This window comes from Corynebacterium lizhenjunii (genome assembly GCF_011038655.2).
GTDB lineage: Bacteria > Actinomycetota > Actinomycetes > Mycobacteriales > Mycobacteriaceae > Corynebacterium > Corynebacterium lizhenjunii.
In genome coordinates this window covers 1,118,828-1,137,729 of record NZ_CP064954.1, presented here as the reverse complement: position 1 = coordinate 1,137,729, position 18,902 = coordinate 1,118,828, and the positions used below count along the sequence as shown (strand labels likewise).

The 18,902-nt window shown below is 62.6% G+C and carries 19 protein-coding genes; 7 read left to right on the top strand and 12 right to left on the bottom strand.

All coding sequences use genetic code 11. From position 1 onward, the window contains the following. Positions 1-121 precede the first annotated feature (121 nt). Genes G7Y31_RS05275 through G7Y31_RS05265 form a run of 3 tightly spaced genes read left to right on the top strand, consistent with a single transcriptional unit; the run spans position 122 to position 2,639 of the window. Complete coding sequence (locus G7Y31_RS05275) at positions 122-958, top strand: ABC transporter substrate-binding protein (RefSeq protein WP_235923191.1); 837 nt, start codon at positions 122-124, stop codon at positions 956-958. Next, positions 948-1,877, top strand: coding sequence for an amino acid ABC transporter permease (locus G7Y31_RS05270; RefSeq protein ID WP_165010494.1), 930 nt, complete (start codon positions 948-950; stop codon positions 1,875-1,877). The genes G7Y31_RS05275 and G7Y31_RS05270 overlap by 11 nt, the downstream gene beginning before the upstream one ends. After that, positions 1,878-2,639 (top strand): amino acid ABC transporter ATP-binding protein, encoded by a 762-nt coding sequence (locus G7Y31_RS05265; RefSeq protein WP_280527299.1) that lies wholly within the window; start codon positions 1,878-1,880, stop codon positions 2,637-2,639. Between the two features lie 26 nt (positions 2,640-2,665). Here the strand turns inward: G7Y31_RS05265 and G7Y31_RS05260 are convergent, their stop codons facing one another. Genes G7Y31_RS05260 through G7Y31_RS05225 form a run of 8 tightly spaced genes read right to left on the bottom strand, consistent with a single transcriptional unit; the run spans position 2,666 to position 10,067 of the window. Beyond that, complete coding sequence (locus tag G7Y31_RS05260; protein ID WP_165010562.1) at positions 2,666-3,406, bottom strand: sulfite exporter TauE/SafE family protein; 741 nt, start codon at positions 3,404-3,406, stop codon at positions 2,666-2,668. After that, entirely contained in the window at positions 3,406-3,876 is a 471-nt protein-coding gene (gene coaD, locus G7Y31_RS05255; protein WP_165010495.1) for a pantetheine-phosphate adenylyltransferase, read from the bottom strand. Before coaD ends, G7Y31_RS05260 begins: the two co-directional genes overlap by 1 nt. Beyond that, positions 3,869-4,450, bottom strand: a complete 582-nt coding sequence (gene rsmD / locus G7Y31_RS05250; protein WP_165010497.1) for a 16S rRNA (guanine(966)-N(2))-methyltransferase RsmD — start codon at positions 4,448-4,450, stop codon at positions 3,869-3,871. Before rsmD ends, coaD begins: the two co-directional genes overlap by 8 nt. Positions 4,451-4,452: 2 nt before the next feature. Beyond that, positions 4,453-4,719, bottom strand: a complete 267-nt coding sequence (locus tag G7Y31_RS05245; protein WP_165010499.1) for an acyl-CoA carboxylase biotin carboxyl carrier protein subunit — start codon at positions 4,717-4,719, stop codon at positions 4,453-4,455. A 49-nt stretch (positions 4,720-4,768) separates the two neighbouring features. After that, positions 4,769-6,847: an ATP-dependent DNA helicase RecG gene (locus tag G7Y31_RS05240; RefSeq protein WP_165010501.1), complete on the bottom strand. Its 2,079-nt coding sequence runs from the start codon at positions 6,845-6,847 to the stop codon at positions 4,769-4,771. A gap of 4 nt (positions 6,848-6,851) precedes the next feature. Continuing rightward, positions 6,852-8,324, bottom strand: a complete 1,473-nt coding sequence (locus tag G7Y31_RS05235) for a DAK2 domain-containing protein (RefSeq protein ID WP_165010503.1) — start codon at positions 8,322-8,324, stop codon at positions 6,852-6,854. 11 nt (positions 8,325-8,335) lie between these two features. Beyond that, complete coding sequence (locus G7Y31_RS05230; protein WP_244977447.1) at positions 8,336-8,983, bottom strand: uracil-DNA glycosylase; 648 nt, start codon at positions 8,981-8,983, stop codon at positions 8,336-8,338. After that, positions 8,976-10,067, bottom strand: coding sequence for a thiamine-phosphate kinase (locus G7Y31_RS05225; protein WP_165010507.1), 1,092 nt, complete (start codon positions 10,065-10,067; stop codon positions 8,976-8,978). The genes G7Y31_RS05230 and G7Y31_RS05225 overlap by 8 nt, the downstream gene beginning before the upstream one ends. Here G7Y31_RS05225 and G7Y31_RS05220 point away from each other — a divergent pair. Further along, positions 10,015-10,923, top strand: coding sequence for a DUF3515 domain-containing protein (locus G7Y31_RS05220; RefSeq protein WP_165010508.1), 909 nt, complete (start codon positions 10,015-10,017; stop codon positions 10,921-10,923). The two genes, G7Y31_RS05225 and G7Y31_RS05220, sit on opposite strands and share 53 nt — an antisense overlap. A gap of 358 nt (positions 10,924-11,281) precedes the next feature. Then, entirely contained in the window at positions 11,282-12,433 is a 1,152-nt protein-coding gene (locus tag G7Y31_RS05215) for an HNH endonuclease signature motif containing protein (RefSeq protein ID WP_165010509.1), read from the top strand. A 244-nt stretch (positions 12,434-12,677) separates the two neighbouring features. Here the strand turns inward: G7Y31_RS05215 and G7Y31_RS05210 are convergent, their stop codons facing one another. Continuing rightward, entirely contained in the window at positions 12,678-13,742 is a 1,065-nt protein-coding gene (locus G7Y31_RS05210) for a D-alanine--D-alanine ligase family protein (protein ID WP_165010511.1), read from the bottom strand. Between the two features lie 11 nt (positions 13,743-13,753). Beyond that, the gene (locus G7Y31_RS05205) at positions 13,754-14,752 is read right to left on the bottom strand and encodes an NAD(P)H-dependent glycerol-3-phosphate dehydrogenase (RefSeq protein ID WP_165010513.1); all 999 of its coding nucleotides are present in this window, start codon (positions 14,750-14,752) and stop codon (positions 13,754-13,756) included. Between the two features lie 203 nt (positions 14,753-14,955). On the opposite strand from G7Y31_RS05205, the gene G7Y31_RS05200 reads away from it, so the two are divergent. After that, a complete protein-coding gene (locus G7Y31_RS05200) occupies positions 14,956-15,954 on the top strand; it encodes an NUDIX hydrolase (RefSeq protein ID WP_165010515.1) in 999 nt (332 codons plus the stop codon). Positions 15,955-16,077: 123 nt separating this feature from the next. Here G7Y31_RS05200 and leuD read toward each other — a convergent pair whose 3' ends face one another. Together leuD and leuC are read right to left on the bottom strand one after the other, a co-directional pair. After that, positions 16,078-16,677 carry a 3-isopropylmalate dehydratase small subunit gene (leuD, locus tag G7Y31_RS05195; RefSeq protein ID WP_165010517.1) on the bottom strand — a complete coding sequence of 200 codons (600 nt, stop codon included), beginning with the start codon at positions 16,675-16,677 and terminating at the stop codon, positions 16,078-16,080. Between the two features lie 45 nt (positions 16,678-16,722). Beyond that, positions 16,723-18,165, bottom strand: coding sequence for a 3-isopropylmalate dehydratase large subunit (gene leuC / locus G7Y31_RS05190; RefSeq protein ID WP_165010519.1), 1,443 nt, complete (start codon positions 18,163-18,165; stop codon positions 16,723-16,725). A gap of 50 nt (positions 18,166-18,215) precedes the next feature. On the opposite strand from leuC, the gene G7Y31_RS05185 reads away from it, so the two are divergent. Beyond that, positions 18,216-18,899, top strand: coding sequence for an IclR family transcriptional regulator (locus tag G7Y31_RS05185; RefSeq protein ID WP_165010521.1), 684 nt, complete (start codon positions 18,216-18,218; stop codon positions 18,897-18,899). Positions 18,900-18,902: the final 3 nt, after the last annotated feature.

The window sequence follows — 18,902 nt, the reverse complement described above, 5'->3', positions numbered from 1 at the left end:
CATGCACTCACCATTCGCCCCTGCCCACCAGGCTGGCCGATGCCGCCCCCAGCAGGCCCAGCCCAAGGCCCGCCTGCGCACGGTGGCGGTACTGACGGCGGTGGCCACGGCGGCATCGGCAATGTCTGCTTGCGTGACCAACGTCGAACCTGCCTTGCCAGACGGCTGGCAACCCATCGAAGTCAACGCCGTGCCAGAAATCGCGGCGCTGGCACCGCAACTGGACGGCAAGCTGACCATCGGCACCAACCCGCCGTATGCGCCTTTTGAGCTCAAGGACAATAACGGAGCCATCGTCGGCATGGAGATGGACCTGGCGCGCGCCGTGGCCCAGGTGCTCGACGCGGAACTGGAAATCAAAGAGCAAGATTTCTCCCTGATTTTGCCCGCAGTGGCCCAAGGCCAAATAGATATGGGCGCCTCGGGGCTTACTGATACAGCAGAGCGCCGCAAGAATTTCGACTTCGTGGACACCCTCTACGCCGGCATCCAATGGGCTCAGCGCCCCGGCAACGACGTCGACCCGGATAACCCCTGCGGGCTCACGGTGGCGGTGCAGCGCACCAGCGTCTCCGAGACCGAAGATGTCCGCCCCAAACAACAGCGCTGCCTGGATGAAGGCCAGGAAGAAATGACCGTCCTGTCCTACGACACCGGGGACAACGCGGCACTGGCCGTGCTGATGGGGCGTGCCGATGCCCTCTCCGCCGACTCCCCTGTCAGCGCCTGGGCCGTCAACCGCTCCGATGAGCGCCTGGAGTTAGTCGGTGAGCTCTTCGATGCCGCCCCGTACGGCTTTGCCGTCCCCAAAGGCTCCCCTCTGGCCCCGGCGCTGGCTGCCGCCATGCAGCACCTCATTGATACAGGGGTCTACGCCCAAATTCTGGCCCAATGGGGTATTGATGAGGGCCTCATCGACCACGCATTAATCAACGAAAGTCCAGCACATGTCTCCTAATTCCACCTCAGAGCGCATTGAAGCCCGCCCACTGCGCCACCCTTGGCGCTGGGTAGCCGCTGCCATCCTCCTCCTGCTAGCGGTCTGGTTTGCTATATCCGCCGCCCGCAATGAAGCCTACGGGTGGCCAACCTACTTCGCGTATCTGCTGGACACCCGCATTGCCGTGGCCGCGGCGCACACCATCGCCATCACAGTGCTGGCCATGCTCATTGGCGTGGCCGGCGGTGTGGTGCTAGCCGTGCTGCGACTATCCCCCAACCCCGTACTGCGGACGGTATCCTGGGTGTTTTTGTGGATTTTCCGCGGCACGCCCATTTATGTGCAGCTAGTCTTTTGGGGCCTGCTGTCCGCCCTCTACCAGTCAATCAACGTGGGCTTAGCAGAGATCTCTTTGGAGGCTGTGCTGTCCAACGCCTTCCTGCTGGCTGTGCTGGGCTTGGGCCTGAATGAGGCCGCCTACATGGCAGAGATTGTGCGCTCCGGCATCTCCTCAGTGCCCGAGGGACAAAAGGAAGCCTCCAAAGCCTTGGGCATGGGGTGGGCTATGACTATGCGGCGGACCGTCTTACCGCAAGCCATGCGAATCATTATCCCGCCCACGGGCAACGAGTTCATCTCTTTGCTCAAAACTTCTTCCCTGGTGGTGGCCATTCCTTATTCGCATGAGATCTTTGGCCGTGCCACCGATATTTCCGCTGCCCTCTTTGAACCCATCCCCCTGCTCATGGTCGCTGCCACCTGGTACCTGGTCATTACGTCCGTGCTGATGGTGGGCCAGTACTACCTGGAGCGCTACTTTGAGCGTGGCGCCACCCGGGAGCTTACCGCCCGGCAGTTGGCATCGCTTGCCGATGCCGAGGGCACCATCCCCCGCAACATCTCCGTCATCCCCACCACCAAGCAGGAGGGACAATAAATGACTCCCATGATCCAGGCCATCAACGTCCATAAATCCTTCGGGCAGCTAGAGGTGCTTAAAGGAATCAACTTGGAAGTCCAGCAAGGCGAGGTTGCTTGCTTACTGGGGCCGTCTGGCTCCGGCAAGTCCACATTTTTGCGCTGCTGTAATCACCTTGAGAAAGTCACCGCGGGTCGGCTATATATCGACGGAGAGATTATCGGCTACCGGGAGCGCGACGGAGTGCTCTATGAGCTATCTGAAAAGCAGGCGGCGCAGCAGCGCCGGGACATCGGCATGGTCTTCCAGTCCTTTAACCTCTTTAGTCACCGCACGGTGCTAGAAAACGTTATTGAAGCTCCCGTGCAGGTCAAAAAGCAGCCGGTAGAAGTAGCCAAGAAGCGGGCGCTCGAACTGCTAGACAAAGTGGGCTTGGCGCACAAGGCTGACGCCTACCCCGTGCAGCTATCCGGCGGCCAGCAGCAGCGCGTAGCAATCGCCCGCGCCGTGGCGATGGAGCCCAAGCTCATGTTATTCGATGAGCCCACCTCTGCCCTCGACCCCGAGCTCGTGGGCGAAGTGCTGCGAGTGATGAAGGAGCTTGCGTCCGAAGGTATGACCATGCTGGTGGTCACCCACGAAATGGGTTTTGCGCGCGAGGTGGCCGATACCGTCTACTTCATGGACGGCGGCCAAGTGGTGGAGCACGGCTCGCCCCAGCAAGTCTTCGACCACCCGCAGCACCAGCGCACACAGGCGTTTTTGTCCTCACTGCTCTAGAGCCGTCGGCTCCGGTAGCCGGGACGTCAGAGCTGGCTGAATCCGCGCCACACAGCCACTGCGGCCCCCGCGGTGGCTACCATCAGCGACAACTTGTGGGCCACGTCCCGCGGAATGCGCCGGGAGAGGTAATTGCCTACTGCAATGCCCACAATCATGCCCGCCACACCGGCGGGCCACACCAGCCAGGTGGTGCCGGCGAATCCCCCAGCACCTAGCAATAGCTTGGACACGACCGAAATTGCGCCGCCTACCATGAAGATGGGCTGCAAGGTGGCCGCAAACATCTGGTGCGGCCAGCGCGCAGCCTGCGCGTACACGGTGATTACCGGGCCCGCCACCCCAGCCAACGTGTTGGTAAACCCGCCTATAACGCCGGCGGAAAGCAACGGGCCGGTGCCCTCCAAGTGCGGGACATACTTTTTGCCCACCGTCACCATTGCCAGAGCCACCAGCAGCGCTGATCCTGACAGAATCAACAACGGTGCAGTATCAATGGTGCTGATCAGATAGGCGGCAGGAAGCGAACCAAAGACCATCACGGAGCCAATTTGGGCGAACTTCTTCCAATCCACGTGTTCGCGCACGTTGATGGTTTGCATAATGGCATTAATGCACGCCAGCACATTGACCACCATGATGCCCTCCACGGGGCCCAACAACAGCATCAAAATCGGCCCACCGATAAGCCCCATCCCCATCCCGGACACCCGCTGCATCAACGCACCCGCGGTAATGGTGGCAAAGACGACTGCGGCGGTGAGCATCATGCGAACTTCGCCCGCACCGCGCGTGCCACGGGCTCAGGAAACATTCCCGTGATGTCCCCGCCAAACTGGGCCACCTGCTTGCACAACGACGAAGAAATGTAGCCGTATTTCTCATCCGTGAGTAAGAACATGGTGTCTATCCCCGTCAGGCGGCGGTTCATTTGCGCCATGGGCAGTTCATATTCGTAGTCCAGTGAAGAGCGCAAGCCCTTGACAATGGTGTCAATACCGTGCTCGCTGGCGTAGTCCACCAACAGCCCCGACCAATGGTCCACTGTGATGCCCTCCGGGACTACTTCGCGAATGAGTTCAACGCGCTCATGCACGCTAAACAACCCCGAGGGCTTGTCTGGGTTTCCCGTGACCAGCACGGTAACGTGCTCGAAGAGCCCCGCAGCCCGGGTAAAGATGTCTAAATGCCCCATGGTCATCGGATCGAAAGATCCGGGGCACACTGCTTTAGTCACGCGTTGCTCCTTTCGAATTCCTGTCGAAGATGGCCATATCCATCCGCGCGATACCAAACGTGCGCTTCTTCAGCTTCTGCGGCGTAGGTGCAAACCCTGGCCGCCACGTTGTGGGCGGCGAATCCGCAGGCCTTTCAATGACCACCATCGCGCGATCCGTGAGAACCGGCTCAATAGCGGCCAGCAGTCCGTCTATGTCCGCGTACTCATAGGGCGGGTCCGCCAGCACCAGGTCAAAATATCCGCGCGGCGCCCGGGCCAGAAATGTGTCCACGCTGGAGTTTTCCACCCGGACCTGGGGGTGGCCAACCACGCCAACATTATGGCGAATGACGTCCACCGCTGCGGGATTGGATTCCACCAGCACTGCTTCCCGCGCGCCGCGGCTGGCGGCCTCGAGCCCCAAGGCACCGGAGCCTGCAAAAAGATCCAGCACGCGGGAGTCTTCAAAACCCCAACGGATGCTCAGCGAGGAAAACAGTCCCTCCCGGGCGCGGTCTGCGGTAGGCCGCGTTCCCTGCGCCGGAACTTTAATGGTGCGCCCGCGCGCCTGTCCAGCAATAATCCGCGGCATGCTTAATCCTGCCTTTCGCTTGAGCTTGCCGATGCCCCCGCGCCCGCCGGCCCTACCTCGGCCATCCCAACCACCGCCAGCAGGTCCCCTCCTAGCACGTCGCTAAAGTCGGTCTGTGCCAAAAATTGGACTACTCCTGGGCCCGGGGTTGGCACCGGTGCTTCGAGTTTGGTGGCCTCCACGGTGGCTACCACGTCCCCCGCAGCAAGCCGCTGGCCGGGCTGGACGTGGTAGCGCACTATTCCTGCAAAGGGGGCACAAATTTTCATGGCTCACACTCTACACCGCGCAATTTTGGCCGCCGCACGCTGGTGGTTTCTAATTCTTCTCCAAATAGGAGCGCTTGTCTGCAGAAAGCTCTGCTGCCAAGCGGTGGGCCAGGGCCTTATCGCGGGCCACTATGCGCTCGGCATCGCGGCGGGCGCGGGCAATGGTCTCATAATCTGTGCCCAAGTTGAGCAGTTGCAGGGTGCGCTTAGTGCCCGATTGGAGGATGCCCAAAACGTCGCCCTCCCGGCGGTGGCGCAGATCTATTTCGGCTAGTTCAAAACCGGACGTGGTCTGCGCAATGGCCTGCACCCGTTGTTCACTAGGGCTGCCGGGGGTCGCGGTGGTGTGGAACAGACACACGGAGGCGTGTCCACCGCGGCCCACGCGGCCGCGCAGCTGATGGAGCTGGGAGGCGCCAAATCTCTCAGACTCCCAAATAACCATCACGGTGACATTGGCAACGTCGACGCCGACCTCAATGACTGTGGTGGATACCAAAACATCGATCTTTCCTGCGGCAAACCGGGCCATGATGTCATCTTTATTCTCTAATCGCCCGTGTAATACCGCTATGCGCAACCCAGCCAGTGGGCCAGATTCCAATGCGGCAGCTGTTTCTAGTACTCCACCCTCGCCCTCAATGCGCGGGCACACCACGTACGCCTGATGCCCCGCCGCAACGTGTTCGCGCACCAGCTGCCAACAGCGATCCACCCAATGCACAAGCTCACCCGGGACTACGTGGGAAGAAATCGGCTTACGGCCTCCGGGCAGTTCAGCCAACGTTGATACCGCCAAATCACCAAAGACCGTCATCGCAATGGTGCGGGGGATGGGCGTTGCCGTCATCACCAATGTGTGCGGCTGCGTGCCTTGCCGCGTCTTGGCCCGCAGACTATCGCGCTGCTCCACGCCAAAACGGTGCTGCTCATCCACGACGACCAAGCCCAAGTCGTAAAATTCGACACTGTCCTGGATCATGGCGTGGGTGCCCACCACAATGTCGGCTTCCCCACTGACAATGTCGAGCAGCGCCTGCCGCTTCTGGGCCACGCGCAGCGAGCCGCTGAGCAACACCACGCGCACGCCTTCTGGCAGGCCCTGGGCCAAGGAGCGTGCATGCTGCGCGGCCAAGACCTCGGTGGGAGCCAGTAGCGCTGCCTGCTTGCCGGCGTCCACCGCTTGCACCATGGCCACGGAGGCCACCAGAGTTTTACCGGAGCCGACTTCCCCCTGCAACAAGCGCTGCATGGGTACGGACTGTTCTAAGTCCTGGACGATTTCGGCCACCACCTGTTGCTGGCCGGTAGTCAACGCGAAGGGCAGCCCCTCTAGCAGCTGCGCACGGTAGCCATCGTCGCGCACCGGCAGGGCAGGCGCCTGCTGGCTGGCTATCTGTTGCTTGCGCAGCGCCATCACCAACCCCACTGTGAGGGCCTCATTGTATTTGAGCCGATGCACCGCCAGGTAGGGCCCCTGCTCCGGGGGTTCGTGGACTTGCCGCACCGCCGCGTCGAAGCTCAAGGGCAGCTCGTAATCCAAGGGCTCAGCAATCGGGGCTGTGCGCTCCAAAAGATAATGGATAGCCCCCATCAAAAACCACGAACTGGCCTTGTGGGTGGCCGGGTACACCGGTATCCAGTGCGCAGACTCCAGCAGTTGTTCAATATCCCCAAATTGGCTCAGTAGGCGCAGCTCCTTGGTTCCCTTCATCTTCCTCGCACTGGAGCCCAACAGGACAAACTTGGGCTGCGTTAGCACCGGATCCCCGTTAAAGGAGGACAGCGTCCCGGCCAGGAGAATCCGCATACCCTCTTTAAGGACCTTGCCCACCCACTGTTGGCCAAAGAAGGTAGCCTTTACCCCACCGGTAATGGTGATGGTAACCAGGTGCAGGCCCCGGCGGGTAGTGCCCTGGCTAAGCCTTAACACCTCGCCAACTAAGGTGACAAAATCCCCCTCGATCGCCCCAGCTAGCCCAATGTCTTGGCCCGCGCGAGTATAACGGCGCGGATAATGCTCCAGCAGCTGCCCACAAGTGGTGTAACCAAACTCCTGCTGGAGCAACTTCGCGGCGCCTTGGGGCAGCACGTCACCTAAAGCGCGGTTGTCCTGCCAGCCCAGCATGTTTTTACTCGACTCCTACCTCTACGCCCACGCCCGGCGCCACGATGACCATGACCTCAACCCCCAACTCTTGTGCCAGGTAGTCCTGGTCCAGTTCCCGCGGCGACAGCACAGTGACCTGCTCGCCACCCGCGGCCAGCAATTCGCGCACCACATCGAGGACCTGCCCCAAAAGCTCCTGCGCCGTAGCCCCACTGAGACCCAATTGGCGCACGCGCATGCTTGCAGCGGCATCGGCCATCGCCGCGGCGGCATCCTCCGCCTGTGGGTCATAGACACTCAGCGCCGCCACCCCGGCAACAATGGACTGCGTGGGCACCACCGTCGCCTGTCCTGCGGGCGTGTCCGTACCATTAGGCAGGAAAATATCCCCCGGCTGCGCCTGCGTCGGCGCTACTCCGGGCTCCACTACCTCCGCGCCTACCTGCGCAAAAAGCTGGGCCACCGGCCCTTCCGGAGCCGCGACCCACACGCGACGGCGCGGGCTAGACGCGGCTTCTGGAGCGGCAACGCCCGCGGCGTCCGCGGCTTCTGGCACAGCAGACGGGGCGGGGGCATCGGCAAGCTCAGACGGGGCAGCAGAAGACGCGGCACACACCGGCGGCAGAACCTCAATGCGCAACTGGCTGACAGCCCCGGCAGCAAAAGCAGCCTCGATGACCTCCCCCGCGCGGGCAGAGTGAATGTGGACCGCGGCCGCACCGGAATGCTCACGGGCCAAGACCAGGCTATTGCCCAAATCCGCCAACTGCTGTTCCAGCACCTCCAGATCGCCCTCAAAAAAGAACATCACCTCAAACTCGGGGCGGGAATCCTCTGCCGCCACGGGCTCTGCAGCCATCTGCGCGCCCTCCAGCTCCGCCTGCAAGGACTCAAGCACCACCACCAGACCGGCCCCACCGGCGTCAACCACCCCAGCCTCCCGCAGAACCGCCAGCTGGCTAGGGGTATCCGCCAAAGCCTGCCGCGCAGCAGCAACCACCCGCTGCGTCATAGGATACAGCTCCTGGTCCCGGGAGTTCTCGGCCTCCGCCGCCGCCGCACGCAACACCGTAATAATGGTGCCCTCCACCGGCTGTGCCAACGCACGGTCCACCAAATCCACCGCCAAAGACAGCGAATCTGCCAGCACCGCGGCATCAACCCGCGAATCAGTCGTCGAATCCGCCACCCCACGCAAAACCTGGGACAGGACCATGCCTGAGTTCCCCCGCGCACCGCGCACAGAACCAACCGCTAGAGCCTCCGCGACATCCCCGCCCTTATCCGCCTGCGCCAAGGCGGCCTCCATGGTGTGGGCCATGTTGGAGCCGGTATCTGCATCCGGAACCGGGAAAACATTCAAGGCATTAATCTCCGCGCGACGCGCAGAAAGCTCCCGCACACAGCGCAGCGCCCAATTATGCAGCCCCTGGGCACTAAGCTCGCGCGGATAAGCCCGCGCCGGGCCCGGTGCCGAAGGATTAGCAGAAGTCATAGGCATACATCTTACAAGCGCCAATCCACCGGGTGTGCCCCTTGGTCTACCAAATAGGCATTAGCAGTAGAAAACGGCCGGGAGCCAAAGAAACCTCTCCGGGCAGACAACGGCGAAGGGTGCGCGCTAGCAATAATGGGCACCCGGTCCAACAAAGGCGCAACCTGTTGAGCCTGCTTGCCCCACAAAATACCCACCAGGGGCGGGCGGTTGAGGGAGGCAATGGCGGCATCGGAAAGCTCCTGCCAACCTGCCCGCACGTGCGAACCCGCCGCGTGCGGGGCCACGCTGAGCACCCGATTAAGCAGCAACACCCCCTGACGCGACCAGGCGCTCACATCCCCATCCTCGCGGCCGCTCACCCCCACATCGCTGGCCAGCTCCGTATAGATATTGCGCAAAGACCGCGGCGGCGCCACCCCCGGGCGGGTAGAAAACGCCAGGCCCATCGCATGCCCCGGCGTGGGGTACGGATCTTGGCCCACAATAAGGACCCGCACGTCCTGCTGCGGTTGCGCAAAGGCGCGGAACAGATCCGGCGCTGGCGGCAAAAAGTCACAGCCAATGGCCTGGGAAATCTGCGGCCACACCCGCTCATAGACCGGCTGCAACACCGGCAACCACGAGGGATGGACGGTATCAAAGAAGTAACTATCCAAAGCTATTCCACCCTCCGGTATAAGCCGGGGCGGCGCCATCAACGCGCACCCCGGGTGTGCGCACCACCCGGCCGATAATGCGGAAGTCACTAACATTGGCATGGTCAGCCGTGGCCACAAGAGTGTGATCCTCCCCGCCGCTGAGTACCCACGACCAGGGATCAAGACCCAGCACCCTCCCTGCACGCACCAACAGCGGCCCCGGGCTCAGCGCCGCCGCCTCTAGCTCAATGCCCACGCGGGAAGCGCGCGCGATCGCACCAACATCCACCACCAGGCCGTCGGAATTATCCGTCATGGCAGTCGCCCCAGCGGCGCGGGCAATCACCCCACGGCCGGGCTTGATCCAAGGGGCGCAGTGGGCATCAATAAGCGGCTGCAGGTCCGCATACTGCGGGGGCAAACTCCGGCCAAAACGCTCCAGCAGCGCCAGCCCCGCGCCAGAATGCCCAATGCGCCCGTGGGCCAGCACATACTGACCCGGGCGCGCCCTGCTCAATGTCAGCGCCGGCCACGCCCCACCCAATTCGCCCAAAGCCGTGACCGTGACCACCAGCTCGCTTGCCCGGGTGACATCCCCGCCCACCAGCTCCGCCGAATAGTGCCCGCACGCCGCCGCCAAGCCCTGCGCCAATGAACGCACCGTGTCCACCGGGGTCTGCGCCGGAGCACACAGCGACAGCAAACAAGCCCGCGGCCGGGCCCCCATGGCCTCAATGTCCGCGAAGTTTTGCACCACCGCCTTATATCCCACCTCATAGGCCGTGGACCAGTCCAGGCGAAAGTGCCGGCCCTCCACCAGCGAGTCGGTACTTGCAACCGTGCGGTGATACGGCGCGCTGGAGGTCAACACGGCGGCATCATCACCATTAACGTCGCTGGGCGCGACCTCCCGGATAACAGAAATAGTCGCGACCTCCCCCACCTGGCCTAGCGTGGGCGCAGCCGGAAGATGTGGCGCCGGGTGGCGGTTACGGGCGGGTTCTACCGGAGTGCGATTCACGCGGGGCCTTTCACTAACATGGTTGGCTATGACCCCCCACTTTAACCGCACCGCCATCTTCATCTCCCTTACGCTATCCATAGTCATGGTGTTGGGCGTTATCTTCGGGGCAAAGTACTTTTATGAAACCTACGCCAAAGAGCCCGTGGCCATGTCGCCCGTGGATTCTCCACTGGCCGACTCCCCCGAATGCGCACAGCTCATCGCATCCCTCCCGTCGCGTTTTATGGGCCACCCCCGCGCCGAGGTAGCCGAGCCCGCCCCACCGGGGGCCGCCGCGTGGGCCACCGACTCCACCCAGGCCGTCACCCTCCGCTGTGGTGTGGACATGCCCTTCCAATACACCAACTACGCCCAACCCACTGACATCGACGGCACCAGCTGGCTCCAAGTCCGCGACATGACCCCACAGTCCACTCTGACCACGTGGTATACCACCGACCGCGCACCCGCCGTGGCGGTCACCACCTTCGACGACCAGCGCCCTACTGGCCTGGAGGCACTTTCGGAGCTAGCCCAGCAAGACCAGCCGCGCCACCCCGCCCCGTTGTCCCAGCTTAAGGCCGCTACAAATGCCAGCGAGTGCTCCGCCCTGGATGGTGCCCTACCGCGCAGCCTCGGCGACTACCAGCAAGACGCCAGCATCAGCCCCGTCACCGAACACACCACCGTGTGGACGGCCCCCGGGCGCGAAGCGATTGTCCTGCGCTGCGGGGTGGCCTCCCCTCCGGGCTATGCCGCTGGCAAGCAATTGCAGCAGGTCAATGACATCCCCTGGTTTGAAGACACCACCCTGGCCCGCGGTACCACCGCCTCCACCTGGTTCGCCCTGGGCCGCAGCACCGACATCGCGCTGTCCGTGCCTCAGGACACCGCCGCCGAGGCTTTAGTCGAGCTTGGCCGTGCCATCGCCGCACACACTCCCGCCGATGCCTAGCTTGCCGATGCCCTAGCCTCCCAAAGCCCTTGCCTCCCGAAGCCCTAGCCTCCCAAAGCCCTAGCCTCCCAAAGCCTTGGTCCCCCGATGCCTCACCGCGCCCGCCCAAGGCTGCCGATGCCCCGCGTCTGTCGCCCGCACCCGGCCCGCCTTTGCCCCAACCTGGCGCCGACATCCTGACCGCAATCCCGCTTGGGTGCCGCGATCGGCCTACCCCGCCTGGGTTGCGCCACCCCCGTGTGGGTGCCCCCATTACCATCGGTAAATCCTTCCAAAGTTTACCCTCATTGCACACTCGAGTGGACAATTTTCCGATAACCCTTGCGAACACCACACAACAGTGCTTACTCTCGGAGGCATGAACTTCGAGACACTACTTGCGGGCCAAGGCCCCGTCATCGACGCCCTAGCCGGATTCGCCGGCCACAGCGCCGAAGACCTCACCGCAAACGGGCTATGCCCACTTGTCGCACGCAAGTACGTCACGCTGTATAACACCTACTACGGCGAGACCTCGTTTACCGGCTTGCAATACAAAGCCCTAACCGCCGCCCGCACCCAAGGCCATTCCGCTGAAGCCTTAGACTTCATCGAGTCCAAAACCAAGCGGGTTAGTGACAAACTCGGCAAATGGAAACTACGCGTCAAACTCTGCAAAACGCCAGCAGCTGAGATTGAAGCAGTCGCGCGAGAGCAGCTGAAGAAACTAGCCAAGCCACGTGAGGTTAAAGAAGGCGTGAAACTCACCCACCACGCTAATGGGCTAGCCACGCTGAAAGCCACAGGCAAGTCTGTCGACATCATGGACGTCCACGCCGTAGTTGATCCTCAAGATCAAGTAGAAAGCTTCCTTGCCGCCTTCAGGGGCGGGGGCGCTGGCAAACAACGCTACATCCCAATCATCCCCATCTATATCGACCAGATTTGTGAGTTCGTCGACCGGATGCACAACCCCGGCCGCTATCCCACCGATGCCGATATCCGCGTCCGCGCCTCCAACGGCGCCATCCTCACCGGCAAGGACTTGTTGGAGCGGTTGTGCCTGGACTATGGGTTTATCGCAGCGCTATCGCGCGAGCATGGTCCGTTGGACTTATACCGCTATTCGCGTACCGCTAACTCTAAGCAACGCTTATTGCTACTCGCCGAAGGAGCAGAATGCTCCTGGATAGGCTGCCACTTGCCGTTTGATAAGTGCCAGATCCACCACATCCACCCCTGGAACCAGGGTGGCCAGACCAACATGTCAAACCTGACCCCATTGTGTCCGCACCATAACGGTGCCAACGAGGACCACCCACCAGATGGCATCCCGATAACCCGGGGTCGGATGGTGCGCATGGGTACCGGGGTTGGGTGGCAAGCACCCGGTGGCGCCCCACCAATACAAACCCGGCCCGCGCCCACACCGCCATCAGCCACACCCACCACCTCCCCACCGCAAGCCCACCACCAGGCAACACCACCACCGGAAGCCCATCACCAGGCAACACCGCCACCGGAAAGCTAGCCGCCAGCAGACCAGCTAGAGGCCAGCAAGCGGACCAGCCGGAAGGAATGCTGCTTCTTGCCAGATGGCAGGCACCGGCGGGCGGCAGGAAGCTGGCGGCATCGGAAAGCACACAGCCCCAACCGCGACCACAAAAGCGCGCGGAAGGGGCAAAAGGTGCGAGCGTTCCGGGACGGAGCAGGCGGCGGAGCGGGCGGCTGGTGCGGGAGAAAAGGGGCATCGGCAAGCTAGGCAGGCATCGCTGCTAGCCGGACAAAGCTGTGGAGACGAGTGTGTCCAGCAGCTCCTCGTAGCTCACGCCGGAAGCGGCGAAGACTTGGGGGTACATCGAGATTGGGGTAAAACCCGGCATGGTGTTGATCTCGTTGAGCACCGGGCCCTCTTCGGTAATGAAGAAATCCACACGGCTAAGGCCTTTGCAGTCGCAAGCCTGGAAAGCAGTCAGTGCCATGGACTTGAGCTGCTCCACAATGGCAGGCTCCAACGGCGCGGGAATGGAGGCCGTAACGACATCATCGAGGTACTTGGTCTCGAAGCCATAAAAGCCCTCCTCCGAGTCAGCGGTACCATTAAGCAGCGCGGGCACGGAGACAAACAAAGAGCCATCGGGATATTGCAGCACACCGATTTCGACTTCCTGGCCCACGACTTCAGCTTCCACGATGACCTTAGAGTCATTGGCATAAGCCAACTCCACTGCCGCCTGGAAGTCTGCCCAGTCGGAGACCTTAGAAATACCGATGGAAGACCCTCCACGGGCAGGCTTGACAAAGACGGGCAGGCCCAGCTCGTGGCGTTGCGCCTCAGTCAGTTCGGTGCGGCCGCCGCGCAAAATGACTTCGGGGGTCACCGGCAGGCCCTCGGCCACCATGAGTTTCTTAGTGAACTCCTTATCCATGCTCGCCGCGGAAGCCAGGACGCCGGGGCCGACATAGGGGACATCGGCAAGCTCTAACAGGCCTTGGACCGTGCCGTCTTCCCCAAACAACCCATGCAACACGGGAAAGACCACGTCCACCGTGGCGTGCACTTGGCCCGTGGTGACGTTGTGGATCTGCCCGCGGGTGGCGGGGTTAAGCGAGAGCGTGAGCTCATCCCCCATGCGTACCTGCGGCAGTTGCCCGTCCACAATGGCCAAGCCGTCACGGGTGCCCGGCGTCCACGCCCCTTCCCGCGTGATCCCGATAGGCACAATCTCGTACTTGTCAGCGTCCAGGTGGTCCATGATGGCGCCTGCAGAAACGCAAGAAACAGAGTGCTCGGTACTACGGCCGCCATACAAAACGGCCACGCGGGTCTTGGTGGTCATAGGCAACCACCTTACTCCGGTTTAGTGGTACGCCCCATCAGCGCCACCACCATGTCCGCAACGGGAACATCGCGGTGGCACACTCCGTACACTGCCTGCGTAATGGGCATTTCCACCCCGGCTTGTTGGGCCAGCCGGAAGATGGAGTCCGAGGACTTCACACCTTCAGCCACCTGTCCATTGGTCGCAGCGGTAGCCTCCGCTAGTGTCCCGCCCTGACCTAGACGGTAGCCAAAGGTCCGGTTACGCGAAAGCGTCGACGAGCACGTCGCCACCAAGTCGCCCAGCCCAGCCAGGCCGGCAAAGGTGCGTTGGTCCGCCCCCAGTGCCACGCCCAGCCGGGTGATTTCCGCCAGGCCCCGGGTGATCAACGTTGCCATCGTGTTATTGCCCAGCCCACGCCCGGAAGCCATACCGCAGGCCAGCGCAATGACGTTCTTACACGCCCCGCCAATTTCCACCCCCACCACGTCGGTGTTGGTGTATGGCCGCAAGTAGTCGGTCTGCACAGCTTCTTGCACCGCCACCGCACGGGCTTCATCGCTACAGGCAATCACGGTAGCCGCCGGCTGTTGTGCCGCAATCTCCTTGGCCAAGTTGGGTCCGGAGAGCACAGCCACGCGTTCCGGTTCCACACCCGCGGCGTCCACGACTACCTCGCTCATCCGCTTGAGAGTTCCGGTCTCGACGCCTTTGGAGATGGTGACCACGGTGGAATCGGCAGGCAAGAGCGGCGCCCAGGCAGCAACGTTGGCGCGCAAAGACTGCGACGGTACCCCCAGCACCACGATGTCTGCGCCGCGTAGGGCCGCTGAGGCATCGGTGGTTACGCTCAAGCCCTCCGGCAGCTCGAAGTCTGGCAAGTAGTCCGCGTTGCGGCGGGTGGTCTCAATGGTGTGGGCCAGCTCTGCGCGCCGCGCCCACAGCCGCACCGGGTTTCCGGCGTCCGCAAAGACCTTCGCCAGGGTGGTTCCCCAGGAGCCAGCTCCCATTACTGCGACGTGCGCCATTGCGTCCTCCTCCGTTGCTGCCGGGCGCCCCCAGCAATCTTTTTTGCCATCCTAACTTAACCGCTGTGGGCCACTTTGGCCAATCACTCCACCCAAATGCTCCCCCGACCTGCGGGGCTGCACGATGCCCCCGGTGTCAGGAACAATGGAATCCGCCGTGTTCGTAGCGCGCACAACGAACCCCACACAACAAGGAGCATTCCATGGCAGCACACAATAAGCTTGGCGAAGGCGACAAGGACACCGCGGGTGAAACTTTTGTCACCGGCCGCTATCAGGCTATCGGCGCGGACCCCGCCGGGGAGTACCCGCGGACCACGCTGGCCGCCGGTGCAGTGGTGTGGCGCGGGGAGCGCGACAACCCTACCGTGGCCATTATTCACCGTCCACATTATGATGACTGGTCCCTGCCCAAAGGCAAGGTAGACCCGGGTGAGTCCCTGCCAGTGACGGCGCAGCGCGAAATCCAGGAGGAAACCGGCTTCGACATCACGTTGGGCAAGCTCCTGGGCAAGGTCGCCTACCCTGTACAGGGCCGCACGAAGGTTGTCTATTATTGGGCCGCACGCTGGGAAGGCGGTGAATTTGTGCCCAATGAGGAAGTCGATGAGGTCCGGTGGGTAACGTTCGCCGAGGCCGCCCGCCTGCTCACGTATGCCGTCGATGCCCAGGTGCTGGACAAGGCCCGCAAGCGCATTAAGCGCGCTCCGACTACGCGCGTGCTGTTGGTGCGTCACGCGCACGCGCACCAGCGCCACAATTGGCACGGGGATGATGACTTGCGTCCGCTGGACAAGAAGGGTCGGCGCCAGGCTAAGTTGCTTGCAACGCAGTTGGCTGCGTTTGGTCCGACGGCTGTATACGCCGCGCCGCCGCAGCGTTGCCGCCAAACTGCCGCCCCGGTATCGGACCTGTTGGGGCTGCCGGTCCAGGATTTCCCTGAGCTTGCCGATTCCGCCTTTAGCTCCACCCCGCAGACCTCCCTGCAGGTATTCAACGACATCGTGGCAGGCGGTGGCACCCCGGTGGTGGTCTCTCAGGGCGAGACCATTCGTGGGGTGCTCGAGGCGATTAATCCGGGCTTCTTGCAGCGCGAGGAAGCGGACTTTAAGGCCAAGAAGGGCAGCGTGTGGGTGCTGTCCTTCCAGGACGGCGTGCTTACCGGCGCGGACTATTTGGCCAGTCCGCTGCCGGTGCGCTAGCGAGCAGCTCGGCAGCGGATTCCGCCGCTTCCGGCGTTTGTGGTTTCCCCGCCGCGTTGCATCTAGCGCGGGCTAGGTGGCAGCGCGGACTAGTTGGCAGCGGGGGCTAGTTGGCAGCGCGGGCTAGTTGGCAGCGCCGGTGCGCACTGCGGGCTTGAATGCCGGGCGGGCCGACTCGAAGGAGCTAATAGCGTCTTCATCACGCAGGGTCAGCGCGATGTCATCCAGGCCCTCCATCAGGCGCCAGCGCACATAATCATCTACCTCGAATCCGTAGGTATTGTTGCCCACGGTCACGGTGCGGGCTTCGAGGTCTACGGTTACTTGGGTATCGCCGGATTCCAGCTGCTTCCAGATAAGCTCGATGTCTTCTTGCTCCATGATGCCCGTGAGCAGTCCAGCCTTGCCGGAGTTGCCGCGGAAAATGTCGGCGAAGCGGGAGGAGAACACGGCCTTGAAACCGTAGTCGTTCAACGCCCAGACAGCGTGCTCACGCGAGGATCCGGTGCCAAAATCTGCGCCCGCGAAAAGCACGGAGCCGTCGCGGAATTGCTCCTGGTTGAGCACAAAGTTGTCGTCTTTGCGCCAGTTAGCAAAGAGCCCATCTTCAAAGCCGGAACGCGTAACGCGCTTAAGGAAGACAGCGGGGATGATTTGGTCGGTATCGACATTGGAGTAGCGCAGCGGCACGCCAGTGCCGGTGTGGGTGACAAACTTGTCCATGGGGTTAATCCTTCTATGCGTGGGAAGCTGGGCCTGGCTGGGAGCTTAGGCGGGCTGGCTGGGGGCATCGGCAAGATCTGCTGGGGAGGCCAAGCGGCCGGTGACAGCAGTGGCCGCCGCCACCAGCGGGGAGACCAGGTGCGTGCGCCCGCCCGGGCCTTGGCGGCCTTCAAAGTTGCGATTGGAGGTGGACGCGGAGCGCTCGCCCGGGGCAAGCTGGTCCGGGTTCATGCCCAGGCACATGGAACATCCGGCGGTGCGCCACTCAGCGCCGAAGTCGGTGAAGATCTTATCCAGGCCTTCTTCCTGCGCCTGCAGCATAACTTGAGCAGAAGACGGCACTACCATCATGCGGGTATTCGGCGCGATGGTGCGCCCCTTGAGCACGGACGCCGCAGCGCGCAGGTCCTCAATACGCGCGTTGGTGCACGAGCCCAAGAACACCGTGTCAATCTTTATGTCACGCAGCGGGGTGCCCGGGGTCAAATCCATGTAGGCCAGTGCTTTTTCAATGGCGGCCTTGTCGTTGTCGTCTTTGCCGTCTTCCGGGGAAGGCACCACAGAACCCAGCGGCAGACCCTGACCCGGGTTGGTACCCCAGGTGACGAACGGCGTCAGGGCGGAGCCATCAATGTGGACCACGGTGTCAAACTCTGCGCCCTCATCCGTGGGTAGGGTCTTCCAGTACTCGACCGCAGCATCCCAGTCTGCCCCGGTGGGCGCGAACTCGCGGCCTTTGACGTACTCGAAGGTTGTCTCATCTGGCGCCACCATGCCGGCACGCGCGCCCGCCTCAATCGACATGTTGCAGATGGTCATGCGGGCTTCCATGGACAGCTTGCGGATAGCCTCCCCGCGGTATTCAATGATGTGCCCCTGGCCGCCGCCGGTGCCGATCTTGGCGATGATGGCCAGGATCAGATCCTTAGCACTCACGCCTTCGGCCAACTCGCCGGAGACCTCAATGGCCATGGTCTTAAACGGCTTAAGCGGCAGGGTCTGCGTGGCCATCACGTGTTCGACTTCGGACGTGCCAATCCCCATGGCAATGGAGCCGAACGCGCCGTGGGTGGAGGTGTGGGAGTCGCCGCACACGATGGTCATACCCGGTTGGGTAATGCCCAGTTGCGGGCCCACCTGGTGGACGATGCCCTGCTGGGCATCGCCCATAGAGTGCAGACGCACCCCGAACTCTTCACAGTTTTTGCGCAGCGTGGAGACCTGGGTGCGCGAGGTTTCGTCCTTGATCTCCAGCAGGTTACCGCTGGTGATGCCGACCGTGGGCACGTTGTGATCCTCGGTGGCCAGGTGCAGTTCCGGGTGGCGCATGGTGCGCCCCGCCAGGCGCAGACCGTCGAAGGCCTGCGGGGAGGTTACTTCGTGCAACAGCTGGAAATCGATGTAGATGAGGTCCGGTGCCCCGCCCTCACCTTTGGTCACGATATGATCGCGCCAGACTTTCTCTGCCAGCGTGAGCTTTTCCGACATATCCATCACTCCACTTGAAATCTCATTTATTGGGACGTAAGTTTCAGTATATGGGAGACTATACCGCAGTATCCGGAATTAAGGTATTAGACCGCGCCATCGCCATCATGATGGCCGCCACGAATTCCCCATCCACCCTGGCCGAACTCTGCGAGACCACCGGCCTGCCCCGCGCCACCGTCCATCGGCTGGCCACCGCCTTGGAAGCGCACCGCATCCTGACCCGCACCCCGGAGGGCAAGTGGACCGCAGGTCCCGCGCTTCCCGGCAACCGCGACCGTCTCATTGAGGCCGCCGGCCCCGTAATGGAGCACCTTCTCCACACCACCGGCGAGTCCATCCAGCTCTACCAGCACACCGGCGATACGCGCACGTGTATTGCGTCGCGCGAGCCCAGCCACGGCCTACATAACGTGGTCCCCGTCGGCCGTCAGCTGCCCCTAACCTCCGGGTCTGCCGCCCGTGTTATTGCCGCCTTTTCTGATTACCCGGACATCGCGGCCAATTTCTCCCCCGCTGACCTCACGCGTACCCGCGAACGAGGCTACGCCGTGTCCATCGAGGAACGCGAGGCCGGCCTGGCCTCCATTTCCGTACCAATTGTCAGTTCCAGCGGGATGCTCATGGCTGTGCTGTCCATCTCCGGTTCCGCTGAGCGCTTCCGCCCCTCACCTGCAGAAAAGTTCGCCGTCCCGCTTGTCGATGCCGCCGCGACCCTCTCCGCACTCCTCTAACCC

Bases quoted from the DNA above. Each gene is read 5' to 3' on its own strand.
- G7Y31_RS05210 (WP_165010511.1), bottom strand. From the start codon at position 13,742: ATGACCACCAAGACCCGCGTGGCCGTTTTGTATGGCGGCCGTAGTACC.
- G7Y31_RS05260 (WP_165010562.1), bottom strand. From the start codon at position 3,406: ATGCTCACCGCCGCAGTCGTCTTTGCCACCATTACCGCGGGTGCGTTG.
- G7Y31_RS05200 (WP_165010515.1), top strand. From the start codon at position 14,956: ATGGCAGCACACAATAAGCTTGGCGAAGGCGACAAGGACACCGCGGGT.
- G7Y31_RS05205 (WP_165010513.1), bottom strand. From the start codon at position 14,752: ATGGCGCACGTCGCAGTAATGGGAGCTGGCTCCTGGGGAACCACCCTG.
- G7Y31_RS05275 (WP_235923191.1), top strand. From the start codon at position 122: ATGTCTGCTTGCGTGACCAACGTCGAACCTGCCTTGCCAGACGGCTGG.
- leuC (WP_165010519.1), bottom strand. From the start codon at position 18,165: ATGTCGGAAAAGCTCACGCTGGCAGAGAAAGTCTGGCGCGATCATATC.
- rsmD (WP_165010497.1), bottom strand. From the start codon at position 4,450: ATGCCGCGGATTATTGCTGGACAGGCGCGCGGGCGCACCATTAAAGTT.
- G7Y31_RS05225 (WP_165010507.1), bottom strand. From the start codon at position 10,067: ATGGATAGCGTAAGGGAGATGAAGATGGCGGTGCGGTTAAAGTGGGGG.
- G7Y31_RS05185 (WP_165010521.1), top strand. From the start codon at position 18,216: ATGGGAGACTATACCGCAGTATCCGGAATTAAGGTATTAGACCGCGCC.
- G7Y31_RS05245 (WP_165010499.1), bottom strand. From the start codon at position 4,719: ATGAAAATTTGTGCCCCCTTTGCAGGAATAGTGCGCTACCACGTCCAG.
- G7Y31_RS05240 (WP_165010501.1), bottom strand. From the start codon at position 6,847: ATGCTGGGCTGGCAGGACAACCGCGCTTTAGGTGACGTGCTGCCCCAA.
- G7Y31_RS05265 (WP_280527299.1), top strand. From the start codon at position 1,878: ATGACTCCCATGATCCAGGCCATCAACGTCCATAAATCCTTCGGGCAG.
- leuD (WP_165010517.1), bottom strand. From the start codon at position 16,677: ATGGACAAGTTTGTCACCCACACCGGCACTGGCGTGCCGCTGCGCTAC.
- G7Y31_RS05235 (WP_165010503.1), bottom strand. From the start codon at position 8,324: ATGACTTCTGCTAATCCTTCGGCACCGGGCCCGGCGCGGGCTTATCCG.
- G7Y31_RS05220 (WP_165010508.1), top strand. From the start codon at position 10,015: ATGACCCCCCACTTTAACCGCACCGCCATCTTCATCTCCCTTACGCTA.
- G7Y31_RS05270 (WP_165010494.1), top strand. From the start codon at position 948: ATGTCTCCTAATTCCACCTCAGAGCGCATTGAAGCCCGCCCACTGCGC.
- G7Y31_RS05215 (WP_165010509.1), top strand. From the start codon at position 11,282: ATGAACTTCGAGACACTACTTGCGGGCCAAGGCCCCGTCATCGACGCC.